General features: G+C 55.7%; 28 protein-coding genes. 8 read left to right on the top strand and 20 right to left on the bottom strand.

The annotated features are described in order from the left end of the window. On the top strand, nt 1-908 hold a 908-nt coding region (locus ABLV30_RS28820; protein WP_348865713.1), incomplete at its 5' end, for an IS4 family transposase. A gap of 35 nt (nt 909-943) precedes the next feature. Here ABLV30_RS28820 and ABLV30_RS28815 read toward each other — a convergent pair. The 5 genes from ABLV30_RS28815 to ABLV30_RS28795 all read right to left on the bottom strand — a co-directional run bounded on the left by ABLV30_RS28815 (nt 944) and on the right by ABLV30_RS28795 (nt 4924). Next, nucleotides 944-1897 carry a transketolase family protein gene (locus ABLV30_RS28815; RefSeq protein ID WP_224384623.1) on the bottom strand — a complete coding sequence of 318 codons (954 nt, stop codon included), beginning with the start codon at nt 1895-1897 and terminating at the stop codon, nt 944-946. After that, a complete protein-coding gene (locus ABLV30_RS28810) occupies nt 1890-2720 on the bottom strand; it encodes a transketolase (protein ID WP_163586175.1) in 831 nt (276 codons plus the stop codon). Before ABLV30_RS28810 ends, ABLV30_RS28815 begins: the two co-directional genes overlap by 8 nt. Continuing rightward, the gene (locus tag ABLV30_RS28805; protein WP_004852862.1) at nt 2717-4108 is read right to left on the bottom strand and encodes a PTS ascorbate transporter subunit IIC; all 1392 of its coding nucleotides are present in this window, start codon (nt 4106-4108) and stop codon (nt 2717-2719) included. Before ABLV30_RS28805 ends, ABLV30_RS28810 begins: the two co-directional genes overlap by 4 nt. Before the next feature lie 20 nt (nt 4109-4128). Continuing rightward, a complete protein-coding gene (locus ABLV30_RS28800; RefSeq protein WP_004870916.1) occupies nt 4129-4401 on the bottom strand; it encodes a PTS sugar transporter subunit IIB in 273 nt (90 codons plus the stop codon). Between the two features lie 79 nt (nt 4402-4480). Then, nucleotides 4481-4924, bottom strand: coding sequence for a PTS sugar transporter subunit IIA (locus ABLV30_RS28795; protein WP_025106670.1), 444 nt, complete (start codon nt 4922-4924; stop codon nt 4481-4483). A 235-nt stretch (nt 4925-5159) separates the two neighbouring features. Between ABLV30_RS28795 and ABLV30_RS28790 the strand changes: the two genes are divergently transcribed. Next, nucleotides 5160-6179, top strand: coding sequence for a LacI family DNA-binding transcriptional regulator (locus ABLV30_RS28790; RefSeq protein WP_014230261.1), 1020 nt, complete (start codon nt 5160-5162; stop codon nt 6177-6179). A 4-nt stretch (nt 6180-6183) separates the two neighbouring features. Here the strand turns inward: ABLV30_RS28790 and yfcD are convergent, their stop codons facing one another. Genes yfcD through yfcF form a run of 3 tightly spaced genes read right to left on the bottom strand, consistent with a single transcriptional unit; the run spans nt 6184 to nt 8049 of the window. After that, complete coding sequence (gene yfcD / locus ABLV30_RS28785) at nt 6184-6738, bottom strand: NUDIX hydrolase YfcD (RefSeq protein WP_004852867.1); 555 nt, start codon at nt 6736-6738, stop codon at nt 6184-6186. Nucleotides 6739-6796: 58 nt separating this feature from the next. Further along, complete coding sequence (gene yfcE, locus ABLV30_RS28780; protein WP_128334602.1) at nt 6797-7348, bottom strand: phosphodiesterase; 552 nt, start codon at nt 7346-7348, stop codon at nt 6797-6799. A gap of 56 nt (nt 7349-7404) precedes the next feature. Further along, nucleotides 7405-8049, bottom strand: coding sequence for a glutathione transferase (yfcF, locus tag ABLV30_RS28775; RefSeq protein ID WP_116280128.1), 645 nt, complete (start codon nt 8047-8049; stop codon nt 7405-7407). A 209-nt stretch (nt 8050-8258) separates the two neighbouring features. Here yfcF and yfcG point away from each other — a divergent pair, with 209 nt between their 5' ends. The 6 genes from yfcG (at nt 8259) to ABLV30_RS28745 (ending at nt 11831) form a co-directional block, all read left to right on the top strand. Next, nucleotides 8259-8888, top strand: a complete 630-nt coding sequence (gene yfcG / locus ABLV30_RS28770; protein ID WP_025106668.1) for a GSH-dependent disulfide bond oxidoreductase — start codon at nt 8259-8261, stop codon at nt 8886-8888. Nucleotides 8889-8953: 65 nt separating this feature from the next. Continuing rightward, nucleotides 8954-9316, top strand: a complete 363-nt coding sequence (gene folX, locus ABLV30_RS28765; protein WP_004104107.1) for a dihydroneopterin triphosphate 2'-epimerase — start codon at nt 8954-8956, stop codon at nt 9314-9316. A gap of 20 nt (nt 9317-9336) precedes the next feature. Continuing rightward, on the top strand, nt 9337-10230 hold the full coding sequence (locus tag ABLV30_RS28760) for a TIGR01777 family oxidoreductase (RefSeq protein WP_148850896.1): 894 nt from the start codon (nt 9337-9339) through the stop codon (nt 10228-10230). A gap of 211 nt (nt 10231-10441) precedes the next feature. Continuing rightward, nucleotides 10442-10696 carry a hypothetical protein gene (locus ABLV30_RS28755; protein ID WP_032720494.1) on the top strand — a complete coding sequence of 85 codons (255 nt, stop codon included), beginning with the start codon at nt 10442-10444 and terminating at the stop codon, nt 10694-10696. A 3-nt stretch (nt 10697-10699) separates the two neighbouring features. Next, nucleotides 10700-11266: a hypothetical protein gene (locus ABLV30_RS28750; RefSeq protein ID WP_032750748.1), complete on the top strand. Its 567-nt coding sequence runs from the start codon at nt 10700-10702 to the stop codon at nt 11264-11266. Nucleotides 11267-11333: 67 nt separating this feature from the next. Continuing rightward, entirely contained in the window at nt 11334-11831 is a 498-nt protein-coding gene (locus tag ABLV30_RS28745; RefSeq protein WP_071957318.1) for a GNAT family N-acetyltransferase, read from the top strand. A gap of 41 nt (nt 11832-11872) precedes the next feature. Here the strand turns inward: ABLV30_RS28745 and hisP are convergent, their stop codons facing one another. The 12 genes from hisP to ABLV30_RS28685 all read right to left on the bottom strand — a co-directional run bounded on the left by hisP (nt 11873) and on the right by ABLV30_RS28685 (nt 22974). Next, a complete protein-coding gene (hisP, locus tag ABLV30_RS28740) occupies nt 11873-12646 on the bottom strand; it encodes a histidine ABC transporter ATP-binding protein HisP (RefSeq protein ID WP_004852881.1) in 774 nt (257 codons plus the stop codon). A 7-nt stretch (nt 12647-12653) separates the two neighbouring features. Further along, nucleotides 12654-13370: a histidine ABC transporter permease HisM gene (hisM, locus tag ABLV30_RS28735; RefSeq protein ID WP_004852883.1), complete on the bottom strand. Its 717-nt coding sequence runs from the start codon at nt 13368-13370 to the stop codon at nt 12654-12656. After that, the gene (locus ABLV30_RS28730) at nt 13367-14053 is read right to left on the bottom strand and encodes a histidine ABC transporter permease HisQ (protein ID WP_265801359.1); all 687 of its coding nucleotides are present in this window, start codon (nt 14051-14053) and stop codon (nt 13367-13369) included. Before ABLV30_RS28730 ends, hisM begins: the two co-directional genes overlap by 4 nt. Before the next feature lie 66 nt (nt 14054-14119). Further along, the gene (gene hisJ, locus ABLV30_RS28725; RefSeq protein ID WP_004123203.1) at nt 14120-14902 is read right to left on the bottom strand and encodes a histidine ABC transporter substrate-binding protein HisJ; all 783 of its coding nucleotides are present in this window, start codon (nt 14900-14902) and stop codon (nt 14120-14122) included. 258 nt (nt 14903-15160) lie between these two features. Beyond that, on the bottom strand, nt 15161-15943 hold the full coding sequence (argT, locus tag ABLV30_RS28720; protein ID WP_014230270.1) for a lysine/arginine/ornithine ABC transporter substrate-binding protein ArgT: 783 nt from the start codon (nt 15941-15943) through the stop codon (nt 15161-15163). 291 nt (nt 15944-16234) lie between these two features. Further along, nucleotides 16235-16804 carry a UbiX family flavin prenyltransferase gene (locus ABLV30_RS28715; RefSeq protein ID WP_004852887.1) on the bottom strand — a complete coding sequence of 190 codons (570 nt, stop codon included), beginning with the start codon at nt 16802-16804 and terminating at the stop codon, nt 16235-16237. Between the two features lie 136 nt (nt 16805-16940). Further along, nucleotides 16941-18458 (bottom strand): amidophosphoribosyltransferase, encoded by a 1518-nt coding sequence (purF, locus tag ABLV30_RS28710; protein WP_004123211.1) that lies wholly within the window; start codon nt 18456-18458, stop codon nt 16941-16943. A 33-nt stretch (nt 18459-18491) separates the two neighbouring features. Further along, nucleotides 18492-18980, bottom strand: coding sequence for a colicin V production protein (gene cvpA / locus ABLV30_RS28705; RefSeq protein ID WP_004104143.1), 489 nt, complete (start codon nt 18978-18980; stop codon nt 18492-18494). Nucleotides 18981-19179: 199 nt separating this feature from the next. Beyond that, on the bottom strand, nt 19180-19875 hold the full coding sequence (gene dedD / locus ABLV30_RS28700; RefSeq protein WP_196545533.1) for a cell division protein DedD: 696 nt from the start codon (nt 19873-19875) through the stop codon (nt 19180-19182). Continuing rightward, nucleotides 19865-21133 carry a bifunctional tetrahydrofolate synthase/dihydrofolate synthase gene (folC, locus tag ABLV30_RS28695; protein WP_064357778.1) on the bottom strand — a complete coding sequence of 423 codons (1269 nt, stop codon included), beginning with the start codon at nt 21131-21133 and terminating at the stop codon, nt 19865-19867. Before folC ends, dedD begins: the two co-directional genes overlap by 11 nt. A gap of 72 nt (nt 21134-21205) precedes the next feature. Next, nucleotides 21206-22120: an acetyl-CoA carboxylase, carboxyltransferase subunit beta gene (gene accD / locus ABLV30_RS28690; protein WP_004870882.1), complete on the bottom strand. Its 915-nt coding sequence runs from the start codon at nt 22118-22120 to the stop codon at nt 21206-21208. A 194-nt stretch (nt 22121-22314) separates the two neighbouring features. Continuing rightward, nucleotides 22315-22974 carry a DedA family protein gene (locus ABLV30_RS28685; protein WP_004123217.1) on the bottom strand — a complete coding sequence of 220 codons (660 nt, stop codon included), beginning with the start codon at nt 22972-22974 and terminating at the stop codon, nt 22315-22317. Nucleotide 22975: the final 1 nt, after the last annotated feature.

The following is a 22975-nucleotide window of genomic DNA, read 5'->3' as shown; positions in this document are numbered from 1 at the left end:
ACACGCCAGAAAATGATAAAGCTTTCCCCCGCCAGACGCATGGCGGAAACCCGGCGCTTTATCCTCAGGTAAAAATGGTCTGTCAGATGGAGCTGACCAGCCATCTGCTGACGGCAGCGGCCTTCGGCACGATGAAAAACAGCGAAAATGAGCTCGCGGAGCAACTGACAGAGCAGACCGGCGATAACACCCTGACGTTAATGGATAAAGGTTATTACTCCCTGGGGCTGCTGAATGCATGGAGCCAGGCGGGAGAGCACCGTCACTGGATGATCCCGCTCAGAAAGGGTGCGCAGTACGAAGAGGTCAGAAAGCTGGGTAAGGGTGACCATCTGGTGAAGCTGAAAACCAGTCCACAGGCACGAAAAAAATGGCCGGGTCTGGGAGATGAGATGACAGCCCGGCTGTTGAGTGTGACGCGCAAAGGTAAAGTCTGCCATCTGCTGACGTCAATGACGGATGCCATGCGTTACCCCGGAGGGGAAATGGCAGACCTGTACAGCCATCGCTGGGAAATTGAACTGGGATACCGGGAGATAAAACAGACGATGCAACTGAGCAGGCTGACGCTAAGAAGTAAAAAGCCGGAACTTGTGGAGCAGGAACTGTGGGGTGTCTTACTGGCTTATAATCTGGTGAGATATCAGATGATTAAAATGGCCGGGCATCTGAAAGGATACTGGCCGAATCAACTGAGCTTCTCAGAATCATGTGGCATGGTCATGAGAATGTTGATGACTCTTCAGGGCGCTTCACCAGGGCGTATCCCGGAGCTGATGCGCGATCTTGAAAGCATGGGGCAACTGGTAAAATTACCGCCAAGAAGGGAAAGGGCCTTCCCGAGAGTGGTAAAGGAAAGGCCCTGGAGATACCCCACAGCCCCGAAAAAAAGCCAGTCAGTTGCTTAACTGACTGGCATTAGACCGGATGGTCGCCTTTTTATTTACAGCAGCTCTCGCGCCGCCGAGACAATATCATGCGCCGTCAGGCCATACTCCTTCTGCAAGAAATCCTGCGTTCCCACCTGGCCATAGCGCTCCTTCACCCCCACGCGACGCATCGGAACCGGGCAGGTCTCCACCAGCACTTCCGCCACCGCCGATCCCAGTCCGTTATGAATACTGTGGTTTTCACAGGTCACGATACGCCCGGTTTTCTCGGCATAATTTTTCACCAGCATGCGGTCGATGGGCTTCAGGGTAAACATATCAATCACCGCCGCGCTGACCCCTTCCTGCTCAAGCTGACGCGCCGCCTCAAGGGCTTCCGCCACCATGATCCCGTTGGCAATCAGGGTAATGTCGTCGCCTTCGCGCAGCACATTCCCTTTGCCGATGGTAAACGTCGAACCCGGCGCATAGACGCTCGGCGCCTGTTTGCGGATCGTGCGTACCCAGTAAAAACCGTCGAGATCGATAAGCTGCCGCAGAATATCCTCAAACATCACCGCATCGGTCACTTCCAGCACCACCGAATGCGCCAGACCGCGCACGATCCCCATATCTTCAAACGACATATGGGTTCCGCCGTTATGGCAGGCGGTCACCCCGGCATCAGAGGCGATCACCTTGACGTTATTCCGCTGATAATCGAGCGACATAAACAGCTGGTCGAAGCAGCGGCGGCTGGCGAAAGCGGTAAAGGTATGGACAAACGGCTTGCGTCCGGTCAACGATAGCCCGGCGGCGGTGCCGATCACGTTGGCTTCCATAATGCCGCAGTTGATGACGTGCTGCGGATGCTCCCGCGCGACGCCATCCATCGCCATGGAGCTCATCAGATCCGCTTCCAGCGCGATAATCGGGCTCCTGGCTTCAATTTGCTGCGCGACGAATCCGGCATAGACTTTACGCATCTCTATGGCATCTTTTTGCCCTGCGGGTGCAACCTTAATCATGTTCAGCCTCCAGTTGGCGAATCGTCTCGTTTAGCGTCTCTTTCATCTCCGCCGTCAGGCGTAAATGGTGGTTATTACTGAGATTCTCGATATACGGCACGCCCTGGCCTTTCACGCTATCGAGAATAACCACGCGCGGGCGCGCATCGACGGGAGGTACGGGTTGAACCGCGGCCAGCAGCCCGGGGATGTCATCGCCTTTGACGGTGACAACATCAAAACCAAAGGCGCGGAATTTATCCTCCAGGTTGAAAGCGCAAATGATTTCATCCAGCCTGCCGTCAAGCTGTAGCTTGTTCCAGTCAACAAACACGGTCAGATTATTCAGACGGTGATGGGCAATAAACTGAAAGGCCTCCCAGCACTGGCCTTCATTCAGCTCGCCGTCGCCAACGATACAGAACACGCGATTCGCCCGCCCCGCCAGCTTATGCGACAGCGCCATGCCGCCGGCGATGGAAATCCCCTGCCCCAGCGAGCCCGTAGTGGCGTCCACCCCACGCGTTTTCAGCCGGTCCGGATGGCTTGGCAGTCGCGTACCGTTCTGGTTTAGCGTACTCAGCTCCTCCATCGGGAAATACCCCTTAATCGCTAACGTACTGTACAGCGCGGGGCCGGCATGACCTTTTGATAACACAAAGTAGTCGCGCTCTGGCCAGTCCGGGTCCGCGGGATCAATTTTCATCACCGCGCCGTACAGTACCGCCAGCGTCTCCACGACCGACATACTGCCGCCGTAGTGGCCGAAACCGAGGTCCGTCAGCGATTTCAGGGTAGCGACGCGAATGTCCCGCGCCAGGTTAGTCACTTCTTGCACATTCATGATTTCGCTCCGCTGTTCTCCTGCGCGCCGCCGCCCACAGGTTTCTTTTTCACAAAAACGTTGTACGCCACCAGCAGCACAAACAACGCCACAACAAGGCCGGTAATCGCAAACGGCGACAGGTAGCGGGCCAGGTTACCCAGCACGATACCCACGGCGCCGAAATCCGCATCCGAGAAAGTGGTGTTGGCAAAGCCAATCGCCCCCAGTACCGGCAGCAGCAGCACCGGCAGGAAGGTGATCAGCAGGCCGTTGGCAAACGCGCCAATCATCGCCCCGCGCCGCCCGCCGGTGGCGTTGCCAAAGACGCCTGCGGTCGCGCCGGTAAAGAAATGCGGCACCACGCCGGGCAGGATCAGCACCCATTTAAACTGCCCGCAGAGGAACAGCCCGACCAGACCGCCGAGGAAGCTAAACAGGAAGCCAATCAGCACCGCGTTGGGCGCGTAGGGGTAAACAACCGGGCAGTCCAGCGCCGGACGGGCGTTGGGCACCAGCTTTTCTGAAAATCCGGTAAAGGCCGGCACGATTTCCGCGAGGATCAGACGTACCCCTTGCAGGATGATGAACACCCCGGCGGCGAAGGTAATCGCCATAATGATGGCGTAAACCAGGTAGTTCTGGCCTCCGCTAAAGGTGCTTTCCACGTACTCGCGCCCCGCGCTCACCGCCATAATCAGATAAATAATCATCATGGTCAGCGAAATGGAGATGGAGCTGTCGCGCAGGAAGCTCAGGTTTTTCGGCAGGTTCATCTCTTCAGTTGAACGCGATCCTTTACCGCAGACGCTACCGATCCAACCCGACAGCACATAGCCCAGGGTGCCGAAATGGCCGAAAGCGATATCATCCGTACCGGTAATACGCTTCATATAGCGCTGGGCCAGCGCCGGGAAGAACGCCATCACCAGCCCGAGGATCAGGGAGCCGGTAAAGACCAGCCCGACGCCTTCGAAACCCGCCACGGTAAGAATCACGCCGATCATACAGGCCATATAGAAAGTGTGGTGACCGGTCAGGAAGATATACTTCAGACGCGTAAACCGGGCGACCACAATATTCGCTACCATCCCGAACGCCATAATCAGCGCGGTTGAAGCACCGTATTTTTCCAGTGCAATAGAAACAATCGCCTCGTTATTAGGAATAATGCCCTGAATATTAAAAGCATGTTCAAACATGCCCCCCAGCGGATTCAGCGAACCGACTAATACCGTCGCACCGCCGCCAAGAACAATAAAACCCAGAATTGTTTTAATGGTTCCCTTGACGACATCGGAGAAAGATTTCTTTTGCGCTACCAGACCAATTAACGCAATTAAACCGACCAGCACCGAGGGTACTTTTAGAATATCAACAACAAAATTCAGCGTTTCAAGGATAAACATATCCACCTCGCTATCAATAATTATTGTCTGGCGAACCACGCGCGCAGCTGCGCTTCGAGTTCGTTAATATCGATGATGTTGGTAATCACCACCAGCTGGCTTTCCGGCACGCTGGCGCTGGCGGCAATGTCTTTTGCCATCACGAATAAATCCGCCGCGCCCGGCGTTGCCGACGACAGATCGGAGTGCTCTACCTCGGCCTCGATATCGAGTTTTTTAAGCACTTTTTTTATATTCATCTCAACCATAAAACTACTGCCCAGGCCAGAGCCGCAAATTGCCATAATTTTCATTGTTATCACCTTTTTTGGGTAGAGTACGTCCACATCACGCAGGCGCGTAATGGGTTATAAGCCGGATAATAAAATTGAATCAGTAGCGCGCGATGATCGTTTTTATCTCCTCAATATTGGTTGCCTGATGTAATTTATTCATATCTTCATCGCTGGAAAATAATTCCGCCAGGGCAGAAATCATTTCGATATGGCTATGTTTATCCGGCGCCGCAAGCATAATGATAATATCAACCGGGTCGAACTCCTCAGAGCCAAACGATACCCCTTGTTGCAGTTTCAACAGCGACAGCCCCAGGCCCTTCGCGCCCTCCTCAGGCCGCGCATGCGGCATCGCCAGTCCCGGGGCCAGCACGTAGTACGGCCCGAGCCGCTGGTGCTGCTCCACGATGGCCGTCACGTAGGCAGGTTCGATAACGTCGGCCTTCAGCAGCGGCCGGGCGCAGATATCCAGCGCCTGTGGCCAGGTCTCTACGCTTTGCCGCAGCGCGATGGTGGCATCAGAGAGCCAAGTCGTGAGCATTTTGTCCCGCCTCTTTTAGCAAAAGATGGGCAAACTTTATGCAAGCAGCCAATAGTTATCTGCGAGAACGATCACAAAGATAGCGCTACCAATGCTGAACATTCAGATTTGTGATAGCGCTATCAATTCGTAATCATCCCATCAAAACGCAGCAAAAAGGCCCGTTTAAGGCGTATACTCCCTGACACGTGAAGTAATGGATGATAATAAAAACGTCTGTTTAGCAGGAACATGTATGTCTCTAACCCGAAAACGGCGTAGTACCGGTAAAGTCACGATCGCCGATGTTGCTCAGCTGGCTGGTGTGGGAACCATGACCGTGTCCCGCGCCCTTCGCACGCCGGAACAGGTTTCCGATAAGCTACGTGAAAAAATCGAAGCGGCGGTGCAAGAGCTAGGGTATATGCCTAATCTCGCCGCCAGCGCGCTGGCGTCTGCCTCCTCAAGAACCATCGCGATGGTGGTACCAAATCTTGCCGAGGCGGGCTGTTCGGCGATGTTTGCCGGGCTTCAGCAGATATTACAGCCGGCAGGGTATCAAATCATGCTGGCAGAATCGCAGCACCGTCTGGAGCAGGAAGAAAAGCTGCTGGAAACGCTGCTGGCCTCTAACATCGCCGCCGCCATTCTGCTTAGCGTTGAACACAGCGATACCGTACGCCACTGGCTGAAGAACGCCTCGATTCCGGTGGTGGAGATGGGCGCAATGCGCGCCGATCCGATCGACATGAATATTGGCATTGATAACGTGGCGGCGATGTTCGAGCTGACGGAGATGCTTATCCACCGCGGCTATCAGAATATCGGTCTGCTGTGCGCCAATCAGGAACAGTGGATTTTTCAGCAGCATTTGCAGGGGTGGTATAAAGCCATGCTGCGCCATCATATGTCGCCTAACCGGGTAATTAACGCCGCGCTGCCCGCCAACTTTTCCACCGGCGCTTCACAGCTGCCGGAGTTTTTGCTGGCATGGCCGGAGCTGGATGCGCTGGTTTGCGTTTCCGATGAGCTGGCATGCGGAGCGCTGTATGAATGTCAGCGTCGGCGCATAAAGGTACCGGATGATTTAGCCGTCGTCGGTTTTGGCGACAGCGACGTGAGCCGGGTCTGCCAGCCGCCGTTAACGACCATGGCGGTACCGCACCATAAGATTGGTATAGAAGCCGGGCGCGCCCTTCTGGAGCGTCTTACGGAGGGAAACTGGAGCGACAGAAAGCCCATCGCGTCCAGTTTATGCATGAGGGACAGCTGTTAGAAAACTACTCAGCCTCTTCCTGCTTTTCGCTTTTTGCTGACTCATTATTCGCATTGCGGGTCATCCACAGCGCCAGCGCTTTTAATGAGTCCGGAGTGAACTCATCGCAGCGGGCGGTGATCTCTTCCGGCGTCAGCCAGCACACTTCGCTCACTTCTTCTTCCTGCAGCGCGAACGGGCCGTGCGATACGCAGCTAAACAGGCCGCCCCAGACGCGGCAGTGTTTATCTTCGTAGTAGAACTGCCCGTGGTCAGCAAAAGGCACGCCGGCAATACCGAGCTCTTCTTCCGCCTCACGGCGCGCGGATTCCAGCATTTGCTCGTCAGCCTGCACCACGCCGCCGGCGGTGGCGTCCAGCATACCCGGCTGGAAATCTTTTGTTTCGGTACGACGCTGCACCAGGATTTTGCCCATCCCATCATGAACAACAATGTAGGTCGCTCGATGACGCAGGCACTCCGCACGCATTTGTTCGCGGCTGGACTGTGCTATCACCTCATTGTTTTCATTAACAATATCGACCCATTCTGTGCTTGCCAAATGATTCTGTTCCGCCATCAGGAAACCTTACTTTTTAAAGCGCTCTTGCGGCGCGTCTATACGGTTGAGGGGTAAATTACGGGTAAATTGCGACCTCTGCAATAACCTGATTATCATCGAGTGCTAAAACCTGCAATTGCCCCTCGTTCAGAAGACCGTAGCTGGCGGTAAATCCCCCTTTAGGGATGCTGACCGAGCCGGGATTGTAGAGAAAAATCTCGCCGCGTTTCTCGGCAACCGGAATATGAGTATGGCCATAAGCCAGCACATCGCCAGCGGCGAGAGGAGGCAAATTTTCGGGGCTATACAGATGCCCGTGGGTCAGAAACAGACGGGTTCGCGCGCTCAAAACCTGCTGCCAGGGGGCGGTAATGGGGAACCGCAGCAGCATTTGATCGACTTCGCTGTCGCAGTTGCCGCGTACGGCAATCACCCGCTCCGCCACGCTATTTAGCGCCTCCGCGACCAGGGCCGGCGCATAGCCTTCGGGAAGGGCGTTACGCGGCCCGTGATTGAGCACATCGCCGAGGATAACCAGCCACTGCGCCCCACTGCGCGCGAACAGCGCAAGCACGCGTTCAGCGGCAGGCAGAGAGCCGTGGATATCCGAGGCAAACATCAGCTTCATACATTTCATCTCCACGCATTACGATGCCGCTATGATAACGGAACCGCTGGCGCTTATCAGCCCGCGCGTTTGGCTGAGAGTGCGACGTAGCGCTGAACCGACGCCCGCTGCCACTGGAAGGTGGCGTAATCCACCAGCGCGGCGGGAACCTCATCGCCGTTCAGGACCAGGCGATTGAGCATCAGCGCCAGGTCGGTATCGGCAATGGACCATTCGCCAAATAGATTCTGCCCGCCATGGGACAGCAGAACGCCAGCCGTTGCAAACAGCTTGTCGGCGCTTTTTTTCCCGGCTTCGCTGAGCGGAGGTTTCTTTGCTGCGGCAAAGACCACGTCCGTGGAGCGCTCTTCGCGAATCGGCATTAAATCGCTACGCAGCCAGGCCTGCACCTGACGCGCCCGCGCGCGCTTTTGCAGGTCATGCGGGTAAAGCCGCTCCCATTCCGGGGGCGCAAAGCGCTCATCCAGATATTCGGTAATCGCGGAGGATTCGCTCAGGAAGAATTCCCCGATCTCCAGCAGCGGTACGCGACGCGTCGCGCTGTAGCCTTTCCAGCCGCTTTGCAAATGCTCGCCGCTGTCGAGGTTGATGGTTTTCAGGGTAAAAGGCAGGCTCTTTTCCTGCAGGGCAACGTATACGGACATCACATATGGCGAGAAAAAATCGGCGTCGGACCACAGGGTAATCGCGGGCTGGCTCATAGCATCCTCAATGGCTAATGTAATGGGGCGATACGCCAACATATCCTGTCTTTCAGAGGATGTCACTGACCGCCACGCTGAGGATCTTACATACTTCTCAGGGGGTGAATGCGATCGGCGAAAGTCATCCAGGATAAGGCAAACCTGTCGGATGATGCCAGTTCACCTATACTCGAAAAGTTTGCGACCTGTGACGGCGAGGAATTTTCATGATCGATTTTTACTACGCACCCACTCCTAATGGCCACAAAATCACGTTATTCCTCGAAGAAGCGCAGCTGGCGTATCGCCTCATCCGGGTGGATATCGGCAAGGGGGAACAGTTTCATCCGCAGTTTCTCGCGATCTCACCCAACAACAAGATCCCGGCGATCGTTGACCACGCTCCCGCCGACGGTGGTGGCCCATTAAGCCTGTTTGAATCCGGCGCCATCCTGCTCTATCTGGCTGAAAAAACGGGAAAATTACTGAGCGGCGAGCTCCGCGAGCGCCACGTCACCCTACAGTGGTTATTCTGGCAGGTCGGCGGGTTGGGGCCGATGCTCGGACAAAATCATCACTTCAACCACTTTGCCCCGCAGGCGGTGCCCTACGCCATTGAGCGCTATCAGGTGGAAACGCAGCGCCTGTATGGCGTGCTCAATCGGCGCCTTGGCGAGAGTCCCTGGCTTGGCGGTAATCACTACAGCATCGCCGATATCGCCTGCTGGCCATGGGTGAATGCCCACCAGCGCCAGCGTATCGACCTTGCCAATTTCCCGGCGGTGCATAACTGGTTTGAACGCATTCGCCAGCGCCCGGCCACCGTTGAAGCGCTTCTGAAAACAGAAGCCCATTAACCCCCTGCTCGCCCGGGAAGCTTTGATGTATGATTGCGGAAATTACTACACGGAGGAAGCCTGCCATGTCTCAACCAGACGCCATTATTCGAATTAAGAACCTGCGCCTGCGTACTTTTATCGGAATTAAAGAGGAAGAGATCGCCAACCGCCAGGACGTGGTGGTTAACGTCGCGATCCACTACCCGGCGGAAAAATCGCGCAACAGCGAAGATATTAACGATGCGCTGAACTACCGCACCATCACCAAGCGCATTATTAGCCATATTGAGAATAACCGCTTCTCTCTGCTGGAAAAATTAACTCAGGATGTGCTCGACATCGCACGCGAACATCACTGGGTCACATATGCTGAAGTAGAGATCGATAAACTGCATGCGCTGCGCTACGCCGATTCGGTATCCATGACGATGAGCTGGCGGCGCTAGATGCATCTTAGGGAGGCGCTATGAACGTTCTGCTTACTGGCGGTACCGGCCTGATTGGCCGCCATCTGATCCCCCGGCTACTGGAGCTTGGACATCACGTAACGGTTTCTACGCGCAGCCCTGAAAAGGCCAAAAGCCGCCTCGATTCGCGCGTCACCCTGTGGCGCGATTTCGAGCAGCAGGCGAACCTCAACGGCATTGATGCCGTCATTAATCTGGCCGGCGAGCCGATCGCCGATAAGCGCTGGACGGCGGAGCAGAAACAGCGTCTCTGCCACAGCCGCTGGGATACCACCCAAAAGCTGGTCACGCTGTTCAACGCCAGCGATACGCCGCCCTCGGTGCTGATTAGCGGCTCCGCCGCCGGTTATTATGGCGACCTCGGTGAAGTCGTGGTAACCGAAGAGGAGCCGCCGCACAACGAGTTTACCCACAAGCTTTGCGCCCGCTGGGAGCAAATCGCCTGCGAAGCGCAGAGCGATCGCACCCGCGTCTGCCTGCTGCGTACCGGCGTGGTGCTGGCGCCGCGAGGCGGTATTCTGGCCAAAATGACGCCGGCCTTTAAGCTTGGCCTCGGCGGCCCTATCGGTAGCGGAAGGCAATATCTGGCGTGGATCCACATCGACGACATGGTCAACGGTATTCTCTGGCTGCTGGATAACGACCTGCGGGGGCCGTTTAATATGGTTTCCCCTTACCCTGTGCGCAACGAGCAGTTCGCCCACGCGCTGGGGCATGCGCTAAATCGCCCTGCCATTTTCCGCGTCCCGGCGGCGGCTATTCGCCTGCTGATGGGAGAATCTTCCGTTCTGGTACTCGGCGGCCAGCGCGCGCTGCCTAAACGCCTGGAAGCCGCCGGATTTGGCTTTCGTTGGTACGATCTGGAAGAAGCGCTGGCCAACGTGCTGCGGTAGTCCAGCTCCATCAGGGAGAGTATCGCTCTCCCTGATTAATTTTTGGAACCCGCCTCGCAGCGCGCAAAAATCACCCGTCCTGTGTCCCCTTAACTGTGAATCTCATTCCAGTGATATGCCTTTCACTCTGCCATAACCCCTGTGTGTAATTTAACACTATCACACCGTTGACATTCGTCAACAACTTATTCAGCATTACCAGGACGAATTGATGAAGGAACATCCGGATAAACATATCAGAGCAGCTATTGACTACGCGCTGGCACGAGACTGGATTTTTATCACTGGCGGCAAAAGCGCTCACTGTTTTGGCAGGTTGATGTGTGGGACAGCCCGGCACCGGGAACATATGATGAGCATCTGGTCAACGCCTGCGGTACCCATTAACCACGCCAGGCAAATTATCAGAATGGTCGACCGCTGCCAGCCGCCTGCCTCGGGTCAGATTAACCACAAGAAGGATTAAACCATGGCGCTGTATAATTTTACGCTCACCCTATCCGGCGTAACTGCTCGTACCGTGGGTCTGGAAGATGCGCTGCATGCCGCAGGCTGCGCTGACGCCCTGGTCTGTTTTTACGGAACGGCGGTCTATCTGGAGTTCGATCGCGAAAGAGACTCTCTTGAGCAGGCTATTCTGTCAGCGATTGCCGATATCGAATCCGCATCGGCTCTGAACGCGCGGGTTGAATCCGTCGATTCCGCGCTGGTCGGTTTAAGCGATATTGCCGAACTTACCGGCCTGACGCGACAGGCCGTCGCCTTATTAAAAGATGGCGCACGAGGCTCAGGTCAGTTTCCCGGGCCGGTACAGCGGGTTAAAGGCAATTCCCCGCTGTGGCGCTGGAAAACCGTCGTGGGCTGGCTGGTGATGGAAGGACGGCTTGCCGAAGACTCACCGCTGGTCGCCCACGCGACAGTTCTGGATAACCTCAACCTGGCGCTACAACTGAGGGCGACGCCGGAGAGCACCACCGTGCTGCGCTATCTGCGCGGCTTCGGAAATCAGCCCCGGGCTTGTCCGACGGTTGCTTAGACGCATTGCCCTTCCGGCGCTTTATGATGTTAAGGTGGCGGAATAATCCACCGCTATGGACCGCTTTATGAGAATACTCACCACTCCGCGCCTGCGCCTCTCTCCGTTTCACTCATCCGACTGGCCTTTTTTCCTGCGCTTACGGCGAGACCCGGAAGTGATGCGCTATATGGGCGAGATTCTTGAGGAGCCGGCGCTGCGGACGCTGTTTGCATCACGCTGCGCTGACCCGGGCGTATTCGTACTGCGCGACGCCAGCGGCGCGGCGGTTGGCGATATTGGCCTGCGCATCAGCGGTAAAAATCCGCACGAAGCGGATGTCGGATACGCTCTCCTGCCTGATGCTCAGGGGAAGGGTTACGCCAGTGAAGCGCTAAAAGCGATTTGCGACTACGGATTTCAGCAGCTCGGCGTTCACGCAATAAATGCCTGGGTGCTGGGCAGTAACGCGGGCTCTTCCCGTCTGCTGGAAAAACACGGCTTTATCCGCATTCAGGTGCTCGAAAAAGCGTATCATCTGAACGGCATTGACTATGACGACTGGGTGTATCGGCTGGAGCGTTAGCCGCCCCGACGGAGAGTGTTCCGCCGGGGGCTGGACAGTGTTTACTTCAAAGAGCCCTTCAGGAACTGCTGCAGACGCTGGCTTTTCGGATTGCCGAAGACCTCGTCAGGATGCCCTTCTTCTTCAATTTTGCCCTGATGCAGGAAGATCACGTGCGAGGAGACGTGGCGTGCAAAGCCCATTTCATGGGTGACCACGACCATGGTTTTCCCCTCTTCCGCCAGCTGCTGCATGATCCGCAGCACTTCGCCCACCAGTTCAGGGTCAAGCGCCGACGTCGGTTCATCAAACAGCAGTACGTCGGGCTCCATCGCCAGCGCGCGGGCAATGGAAACTCGCTGCTGCTGGCCGCCGGAGAGATGAACCGGATATTTAATCTGCTGGCGTTCATCAATACCGACTTTCGCCAGGTATTTTACCGCCCGATCGCGCGCTTCCTGTTTACTCAGGCCCAGCACCTGAATCGGCGCCTCCATCACGTTTTCCAGCACCGTCATATGGCTCCACAGGTTAAAATGCTGGAATACCATCGTCAGGCGAGTACGTAGCAAACGTAGCTGATTTTTATCAGAAACCTTTAACTGGCCGTCTTTATCGCGAACCAGGCCAATGTTTTGCCCGTTAACAACGATCGTCCCTTCGCTGGGCTTCTCAAGAAAGTTAATACAGCGCAAAAAGGTACTTTTCCCGGAACCGGATGAGCCAATAATACTGATCACGTCTCCGGCTTTCGCCCGCAGTGAGACGCCCTTCAGTACTTCATGCTCGCCGTAACGTTTATGCAGATCGATTACATTTAATTTATTGTCGGACATGGCGTTCTCAGTGCGTCGAAGAAGGTTTGATATGCTGGAGCCAGCGCTTTTCCGCCCTGCGGAACAGGCTAATCAACACATACGAGATAATTAAATACAGTACTGCGGCAATACCGAAGGCGGTAAACGGCTGGTAGGTTGCCGAGTTAATATCGCGGGCAATTTTCAGCAGATCCGGCACCGTGGCGGTAAAAGCCAGCGCGGTGGAATGCAGCATCAGAATCACTTCGTTGCTGTATGCAGGCAGCGCAATACGCAGCGCGGAAGGCAAAATAATGCAGCGATACATTTTGACCGAAGAAAAACCGTACGCCCGGGCGGCTTCTATCTCGCCTGCCGGCACTGAACGAATCGCCCCGGCGAAAATCTCCGTGGTGTAGGCGCAGGTGTTCAGCGTCAGCGCCAGCACCGTACAGTTCAGGCCGCTGCGAAAGAAGGCGTTCAGCAGTTCTGTGCCTTTGACGACCTCAAGCGTGTACATTCCGGAATAGAACACCAGCAGCTGGACGTACAGCGGCGTGCCGCGAAAGATATAGGTGAACAGCCAGATGGGGAACTGGATAAATTTATTGCTCGACACTCGGCCAATGGCGAGGAAAACCGCCAGGATGCCGCCCATCACCACGGAAGAGATCAGCAGCCAGAGCGTAATCGCCACGCCGGTAAAGCGATAGCCGTCGGTCCACAGCAGGGATTTCCAGTACTCCTGAATAATATCAATCACAGGTCGGCCCTCTTCACGCCCACAGAATAACGGCGTTCGAGCATCAGCAGCACACCATTGGAAACCGTTGTAAATAACAGATAAATCAGGCCACAGACGATGGCAAAGTAGAACGGCTCCCAGGTGCTTTTACCCGCCAGCTGGGTTGCCTTGACCACATCTTCCAGTCCCAGCAGTGAGACCAGCGCGGTCGCTTTGAGGATAACCTGCCAGTTGTTGCCGATTCCGGGCAGCGCGTAGCGCATCATTGCCGGAAACAGAATACGACGAAAGGTTTGCCCACCGCTAAAGCCGAAGGCCGTCGCCGCTTCAATATGTCCCTTTGGCACCGCCAGGAAGGCGCCGCGAAAGGTTTCGGTGAAGTAGGCCCCGTAAATAAAGCCCAGCGTGATGATCCCCGCCACCATGGGGTCGATATCAAACTGCGCCAGGCCAAGCGCATCGGTTACGCCGTTGAGCGCAATCTGTAGCCCGTAGAAAATCAGCAGCATCAGCACCAGATCGGGCACGCCGCGGATTAAGGTGGTATAGCCTTCAAAAATCAACGCCAACGGACGATTGTTGGAAAGTTTCGCCCCGGCGCCCGCCAGACCGATAAGCACCGCCAGAACGACCGAGCTTAACGCCAGCTCAAGGGTGACCAGCGCGCCCTGAAAAATAACCTGTGAAAACCCGTACAGCATGCTGTCTGCCCTGTCTGTCATCAACCATCGCGCGCAAAATAACGCGCGACGGGGTACGCGGGATGGTTAGTCGCCGTACACGTTAAAATCGAAATATTTCTTCGCCAGCTTGTCGTAGGTGCCATCCTGGCGCATCTCGGCAAAGGCTTTATTCAGTGCTTCACGTAGTTCGTTATCCTCTTTGCGCAGCCCCATACCGGTGCCGACGCCGAACAGCTTCTCGTCTTTAATCGACGGACCGCCGAACTGATAATCCTTGCCGATAGGCTGTTTGAGGAAGCCTTCGCTGGCGGCGACTTCATCCTGGAACGCCGCGTCAATGCGTCCGGCAGTCAGGTCGGAATAAATATTGTCCTGTCCCTGATAGGAAACGATTTCAATGCCCTTTGGCGCCCAGTGCTCGTTGCCGTAGGTTTCCTGGGTGGTGCCCTGGAGAACGCCAACGCGCTTGCCTTTCAGCTTCGCGAGGTCTGGCGTAATATCGCTGCCTTTTTTCACGACCAGGCGCGAATCAGCCGCGTACAGTTTGTCGGTGAAGGCAATTTCCTGCTGGCGTTTTTCGGTGATCGAAAGCGAAGACATAATGGCGTCGATTTTCTTCGCTTTTAAAGAAGGGATCAGCGCGTCCAGCGGGTTCTCAATGAAGGTACATTGCGTATTGATACGCTTACAGAGCTCTTTTGCCAGATCGATGTCAAAACCCACCAGTTCACCCTGCGCATTCTTCGATTCGAACGGGGCATAAGTAGGATCGGTGCCGATGCGGACTTTTTGCGGAATGGCTGCGAATACAGTGGAAACGCTGGAAAGGGCCAGCGCTAAAGAGAGAGACAACGCCAGTTTTTTCATAACTATCCTCAACAGACTGTCATTCTAACGGATTTATTAGAAGTACTTACGGCAGTTATCGTGCCATTATTCGCCCCGGTAAGGCAAAGCATTCTGCGCCGGAAAGCAAATTTTTTCGCATCGGAAACGCTTAACTATGCACTTTTTTAACATCGCGTGCGCAATTTCCTGCACCAAATTGATCCGCCAAAAGCGCAACTGCACCAAAATCAGACAGAAAGGGATGCGCATGGCCCGGCGTCCGGGCCAGCGGGCGTCTTAATCACCGTAAACGTTGAAGTCGAAGTATTTCTTCGCCATTTTGTCGTAGGTGCCGTCTTTACGCATGTCGGCCAGCGCTTTATCAAACGCGGCCTTCAGCTCGCTATCGTCCTTACGCAGGCCGATGCCGGTACCATCACCGAAGAACTTTTTGTCTTTCACGGAAGGACCGGCAAAGGCAAAATCTTTACCGGCAGGTTGCTTGAGGAAGCCCTCGCTGGCGGCCACTTCATCCTGCAACGCGGCGTCCAGGCGACCCGCAGCGAGGTCTGAGTAGATCAAATCCTGATTCTGATAGGCCACAACGTCCACGCCGTGGCTGCGCCAGCGTTCATTACCATAGGCCTCCTGGGTGGAGCCCTGCAGTACGCCAACATGTTTGCCTTTGAGGGATTCCAGCGTCGGTTGAATCGGCGAGCCTTTGGCGGCGATCAGGCGGGAGTCGGCCGCGTAGAGCTTGTCAGAGAAGGCGATTTCCTGCTGGCGTTTTTCCGTAATCGACAGCGAGGAGATAATGGCGTCGATTTTCTTGGCCTTCAGCGACGGGATCAGGGAGTCGAAATCGCTGCCGACCCAGGTGCATTTTACTTTGATGCGCGAACAGAGCTCGTTACCCAAATCAATGTCAAAACCCACGAAATCCCCTTTCGCATCCTTTGAAGAGAAAGGTGCGTAGGTGGCATCGGTGCCAATGCGGATACTCTGCGGCAGCGCGGCGAACGCGCTGGAGGCGCTGCAAATTCCCATCATTAAAGAGAGAGCCAGGACCGTCTTCTTCATAGGTTACCCTTAAGTGTCGTGATGTTGTTATGCGATGCGTTATCTTGTTATTTGTACTGCCGACAAAATCTTGCACGTTTTATGCCATTTTCTCAGTGCGTGCTGGAAATGGCGTTAAATTTGTTAAATAAAGGTTGCAAGTTTGTCTTAAAAGGGAAGATACCAGCAATAACGGATAAACCGCAGTGCCGCAGCGCAAAAAAACAAATTAAATGTTGAGGATTTGATCGAGGCGACAAAATTGCACTGCGGGGAGGCGGATGTGAACAAAGCGCACTATCTTAGTGCGCCCTACGCGCCCTGCCAGCGGGAAAAGAGGTCTTGCGGAAGAGAGATATCGAACTGATCGATCACGCGATTGACCGTCTGATTAATCACATCGTCCAGGCTTTTCGGGCGATGATAAAACGCCGGAACCGGCGGCATAATCACCGCGCCCATTTCCGCCGCCTGGACCAGCAGCCGTAAATGGCCAAGGTGGAACGGCGTTTCCCGTACGCACAGCACCAGCGGCCGGCGCTCTTTAAGCACCACGTCCGCCGCCCTGGTCAGCAGCCCGTCGGTATAGCTATGAACGATGCCGGAGAGGGTCTTCATTGAGCATGGCAAAATCACCATCCCGGCGGTTTTAAAAGAGCCGGAAGAGATGCTGGCGGCGATATCGCGGGCATCGTGCACCACGTCGGCTAACGCCTGCACCTCGCGCAGGGAGAAATCCGTCTCCAGCGCCAGCGTCTGGCGCGCGGCCTGGCTTAAAATAAGATGGGTTTCGACATCCGAAACTTCGCGCAAAACCTGGAGCAAGCGTACGCCGTAAATCGCGCCGCTGGCGCCAGAAATACCGATAATGAGTCGCTTCACGATGGTTGCCCCTTTCACACAATGGCGCAGACTTTGCCGGATTATAGTCTCCGACGCAACCGCGGGCCCGCATTTGGCGCGAGAAAATAAAAAAGCCCGCGGCCGTCAGACCGCGGGCTCTCAGCAAAACAGAGGATTACCCTTCGTTGTGCATCTCTAAGTTTTCAACTTCATTCTGCAGCTGAACCGCTTTCGCATCGTCGTTACGCAGAGAGTCGAGATAGTCCAGATACTGCTGATCGACATCTTTAGTGACGTAGATACCGTTGAACACCGAGCATTCAAACTGCTGAATATCCGGATTCTCCGCGCGCACCGCGTCAATCAGATCGTCCAGATCCTGGAAAATCAGGCCATCGGCGCCGATGATCTGGCGGATCTCATCTACCTCACGCCCGTGGGCTATCAGCTCATTGGCGGTTGGCATATCGATGCCATACACGTTCGGGAAGCGAATTTCCGGCGCAGCGGAGGCCAGATACACTTTCTTCGCCCCGGCTTCGCGCGCCATCTCGATAATCTGCTCAGAGGTGGTGCCGCGCACGATGGAGTCATCCACCAGCAGCACGTTCTTATCGCGGAATTCGGCGCGGTTGGCGTTAAGCTTACGGCGCACGGACTTACGGCGCAGCTGCTGACCCGGCATGATAAAGGTACGGCCAACGTAGCGGTTTTTAACAAACCCCTGGCGATACGGCTTATCGAGGATGCGGGCAATTTCCAGCGCGATATCGCAGGAGGTTTCCGGAATGGGAATGACCACATCGATATCCAGATCTTCCCACTCGCGGGCAATTTTCTCGCCCAGCTTCGTGCCCATATTGACGCGGGCGCTGTAAACGGAAATTTTGTCGATGAAGGAGTCAGGACGCGCAAAATAGACGTACTCGAACAGGCACGGGTTGCTGACCGGGTTTTCCGCGCACTGGCGAGTAAACAGCTGGCCTTTTTCGGTGATATACACCGCTTCACCAGGCGCCACGTCGCGCAGGAACTCAAAGCCCAGCGTATCCAGCGCCACGCTTTCCGAGGCGACCATATACTCGGTGCGGCCATCGCCGATATCGCGCTTGCCCAGCACCAGCGGACGAATGCCGTTCGGGTCGCGGAAAGCGACCATGCCGTGACCGATAATCATCGCCACGCAGGCATAAGCGCCGCGAATCTGGCGGTTGGTGGCGGCGATCGCCGCAAAAATGTTGTCTGCTTCCAGCGGATAGTGGCGGAAGTTGTCCAGCTCGCTGGCGAAGATATTGAGCAGGATTTCGGAATCAGAGGTGGTGTTGATGTGGCGGCGTTTTTCTTCAAACAGCTTTTTACGCAGCTCGTGAGCGTTAGTCAGGTTACCGTTGTGCGCCAACGTAATGCCGTACGGCGAGTTGACGTAGAAAGGCTGTGCCTCGGAGGCGCTGGAGCTGCCAGCCGTCGGGTAACGAACGTGACCAATACCCATATTGCCCTGCATACGCTGCATATGGCGAGCTTCAAAAACGTCGCTCACCAGACCGTTCGCCTTACGCAAACGGAAACAGTTGTTCGCATCAATGGTGATGATGCCTGCGGCATCCTGGCCACGATGCTGAAGCACCGTTAACGCGTCATAAATCGACTGGTTTACCGGCATAACACCGGCGATACCGACAATACCGCACATACGTCTTTTCCTCGTTAAGCTACATCCCAACGCTTATGCTTTGGGCAAGAAACTTGACGAGCTCTGCAGATAGTCAAAGAACCATCTGATAACGAAACTGAACTGCGGGATAAGCTCAGACTTTTGCCAGTCTTCGCTTTTCGCCATACCGGTAAAGCTATCGAGAAAGAACAGAATCGCCGAGACGATTAGCACCCCGCGCAGGGCGCCAAAGCAGATCCCTAACACCCTGTCGGTTCCCGACAGGCCGGTTTTTTCCACCAGCTGACCTATCACAAAGTTAACGATAGCGCCGACGATAAGCGTTGCGATAAACAGTATCGCGATAGCAATCCCATTTCGGACCAGTTCGTCTTCAAAGCCCGTGAACCAGACAGCCAGGTAAGTGTAGTAATGACTGGCAACAAAGAAAGCGCATCCCCAGGTTACCAGCGATAAAGCTTCACGAACAAAGCCGCGGATCAGGCTAACCAGCGAGGAAAAACCAATCACCGCAATTATGGCGTAATCAATCCAGACCATATACGTCCCACGATTTTACGCCCTGTCGTCCGGTTCGGGGCGCATTCTAACAGAAAAAGAAAACGTTTGCGTAGGGATTTCCGTGCCCTACAGAAATAAAAATGGCGCTGAAAAAACATTCAACGCCATACTGCCTTTCGCCTCTTCAGGGCGCGTCAGACAGGGGTTTCAGCACTCTACTCCTTTAAAAAAGAGAGAGTTAGTTCGGACTGTAGCCCATGACCACGCCGCTAAGTCCCGAAAGCTGCTTCAGCTCACCAAGCTGACCTTTCAGCTTATCCTTCGAGGTATCCGGCCCCACGAGAATACGGGTAATTTTACCCTGCACCGGCGTCGAAGGCGACGTGTAAACTTTAAAGCCGGAAGCGCGCAGCTTACCGACAATCTCGTTGACCTTATCGGCGTTCTTCAGCGCCCCAAGCTGCACCACATAGGCTTTACCGGTCGGTGCCGGAATTTCAGCCTGCTGCTGCGGTTTAGGCGGCGGCGTCTGCGCCGCAACCTGCTGCTGCTGTGGTTGCGGTTGCGGTTGCGGCTTCTCTACCGGCTTCGGCTGAGGTTTTGGCTGTGGTTTCGGTGCGACCACCGGCTCCTGCACCACATCAAAACTGTTGTTGTTCACCGGTATCCGCGACGGATCCAGCGATGGCGCAGCGGCATCGCCGGCCCTCACCTCTTCCGCCGCCCCTTCAGGAGGCTGCGAAGGCAGCGCCTGGGTCGCCGCTGGCAGCATATCCGGCTCATCGCGATCCCCCGGTTTTGGCACCAGCGGAATGGCGGCAAACTCATCCTGATAATGTTTTTTCTGACCATCCAGCAGCCCTGGCAGGATAATCACCCCCAGCGCCACCAGCACAATCGTCCCGACTAAACGGTTCTGAAACTTACTCGCCACCGATTCTCCCCGCGTCTATTTCTTCCATTACATGCGCCACCGTATGGAATGAACCACACACCAGCACCGTATCTTCAGGCCCGGCGTCCGCCATCGCGGCATGCCACGCCTCAGCGACGCTAGTATAGACTTTACCTGCGCGCAAATGTTCCAGCAGCTGCTCCGCCGTGGCTCCGCGCGGACCTTCCAGCGGCGCGCAGTACCAGTCGTCAACTTCGGCCTGTAAATTTGCCAGCGTTCCCGCGATATCCTTGTCATGCAGCATACCAATAACCGCCAGCACGCGCCCCGTTTTCGATAAGGTTTTGAGACGCCCGGCGAGATAGGCCGCCGCATGCGGATTATGGGCAACATCCAGGATCGTCCGGGGAGCATCGCTGATTATCTGGAAACGCCCCGGCAGCATCGCGTTTTGAACGCCATCGCGCATCGCCTGCTCGTTTACCTTAAGCCCGCTGGCGCGCAAGGCCGCAATCGCCGTAGCCGCATTCGGCAGCGGGACCTGCGGCAGCGGCAGATCGCTTAACGCCCCCTGACGATCGCGGAAGGACCAGCCTTGTTCACTGGCGTCATACTGCCAGTCAACGTCACGGCGCAGGAGCCGCGCCCCTTTTTCGCTCGCCACCTCAGCGATGGTCAACGGCATATCGGGTTCGCCGACGACAGCCGGTTTACCAGGGCGGAAAATCCCCGCCTTTTCGCGACCGATGCTTTCGCGATCGGGCCCCAGCCAGTCGGTATGGTCGAGAGCAATACTGGTCACCACCGCCACGTCAGCATCGACGATATTGGTCGCATCCAGGCGGCCGCCCAGGCCCACCTCAAGAATCACCACATCCAGCCGCGCCTGCTGAAACAGCCACAGCGCGGAGAGGGTGCCAAACTCAAAATAGCTCAGGGAAATCTCGCCGCGCGCGGCTTCAATTTCGGCAAAAGAGGTCGTATGCGCGAGCTCCGCCAGCTCTTCGCCCTGCACCCGCACCCGCTCTGTGTAGCGCACCAGATGCGGCGAACTGTAAACGCCAACCTTATAGCCCGCCGCCATCAGCACCGACTCCAGGGTACGGCAGGTGGTGCCTTTGCCGTTGGTCCCCGCCACCGTAAAGACAAACGGCGCAGGTTTCATTACCGCCATCCGCTGCGCGACCTCGCTGACGCGCGCCAGCCCGAGATCGATAGTTTTGCTGTGCAGATGTTCCAGATAAGAAAGCCACGTAGCCAGGGGCGACGTGGCCTGAGGAATAGGTTGTTTTTCCATGATGTCCGGCAAGAGTTAGGATAACTACGCGTAAAAAAAAGGGCAGCGCCGTCAGGCCTGCCCTCTGCATTATCAGGCCTCTGGTTCCTGATCCGGCACCGGTGGCACCACCTCACCTTCGTGAGCAGGTTCCGGATTTGGCGCCGGAAGGTTCATCAGCTTCGCCAGAATGCTGGCCAGCTTCAGACGCATTTCCGGGCGGCGTACGATCATGTCGATCGCCCCTTTCTCAATCAGGAACTCGCTGCGCTGGAATCCCGGCGGCAGCTTCTCGCGAACGGTCTGCTCGATAACGCGGGGGCCGGCAAAGCCGATCAGCGCTTTTGGCTCAGCGATGTTGAGATCGCCCAGCATCGCAAAGCTCGCAGACACGCCGCCCATGGTTGGGTCGGTCAGCACGGAGATATACGGCAAGCCGCGCTCCTGCATTTTCGCCAGCGCAGCGGAGGTTTTCGCCATCTGCATCAGCGACATCAGCGCTTCCTGCATACGGGCGCCGCCGGATGCGGAGAAGCAAATCAGCGGGCAGTTGTCTTCCAGAGCCTGCTCAACCGCGCGAACAAAGCGCGCGCCGACCACGGAGCCCATCGACCCACCCATAAAGGAGAATTCGAAAGCGGCGGCAACAACCGGCATATCATGCAGGGTGCCTTTCATGACCACCAGCGCGTCTTTTTCGCCGGTCTCTTTCTGGGCGGACGCCAGACGGTCTTTATACTTTTTCGAATCGCGGAACTTCAGCACATCTTTCGGCTCGAGCTCGCTTCCCAGCTCCACGAGGGAACCTTCGTCCAGCAGGCTATGCAGGCGGTTGCGCGCCGACATACGCATGTGGTGATCGCACTTAGGGCAAACCTCCAGGTTGCGCTCCAGCTCTGCGCGGTACAATACCTGACCGCAGCTGTCGCACTTGGTCCATACACCTTCAGGGATACTTGCCTTACGGGTGGGGGTTATATTGCTTTTAATTCGTTCAATCCAGCTCATTGATAACCTTTCTACCTGAACCTGGTCGATGCCAGTTTTGTCGCAAGGGGCGCATAATGCCATTTTTGCCCCTCACAGACCATGAATGTTGCACATTAAATCATAACATCCCGTAACATGGGATAAAAAAGTGGTCGAACCGCTCACACTTCACTCTTCGGGCGGCGGCATACCGCCCGAAGATCGTCGCCGCGTTATTTCGCCTGTTTCGCCGCCGCCCGCTTGTGGCGGATGACTTCAATCACGCCCGGCAATACGGACAGGACGATAATCGCCACGATCAGCAGCTTAAGGTTTTCCTGGACGATCGGCAAATCGCCGAACAGATAACCCGCGTAGGTAAATAACAGTACCCACAGCAGCGCGCCAACAACGTTATACATCGCAAAATGACGATAGGACATATGCCCCATTCCCGCCACAAACGGCGCAAACGTTCTGACGATCGGCACGAAACGGGCCAGGATGATGGTCTTACCGCCGTGGCGTTCGTAGAAGCTATGGGTCTTATCCAGGTAGCTGCGGCGGAAAATTTTCGAATTGGGATTACTGAAGAGCTTTTCGCCAAACAGCCGGCCAATCGTGTAGTTCAAGGCATCGCCAACAATCGCGGCAATGACCATCAGCAGCACCATTAAATGCACGTTGAGATCGTTGGTCGGCAGCGCGGAGAGCGCGCCTGCCACAAACAGCAGCGAATCCCCCGGCAGGAACGGCGTGACCACCAGGCCGGTTTCGCAGAACAGAATCAAGAATAAAATCGCGTATACCCAAATGCCGTACTCCGCGACCAGCTCAGCCAGATGCACATCAATATGCAGGATAAAATCAATTAAAAAGTGAATCAGGTCCATA

The sequence above is a fragment of the Klebsiella sp. CN_Kp113 genome (assembly GCF_040064585.1).
Classification (GTDB): Bacteria; Pseudomonadota; Gammaproteobacteria; order Enterobacterales; family Enterobacteriaceae; genus Klebsiella; species Klebsiella michiganensis.
The sequence above is the reverse complement of the archived record's forward strand: the minus strand, read 5'-3'. Positions and strand labels throughout refer to the sequence as shown.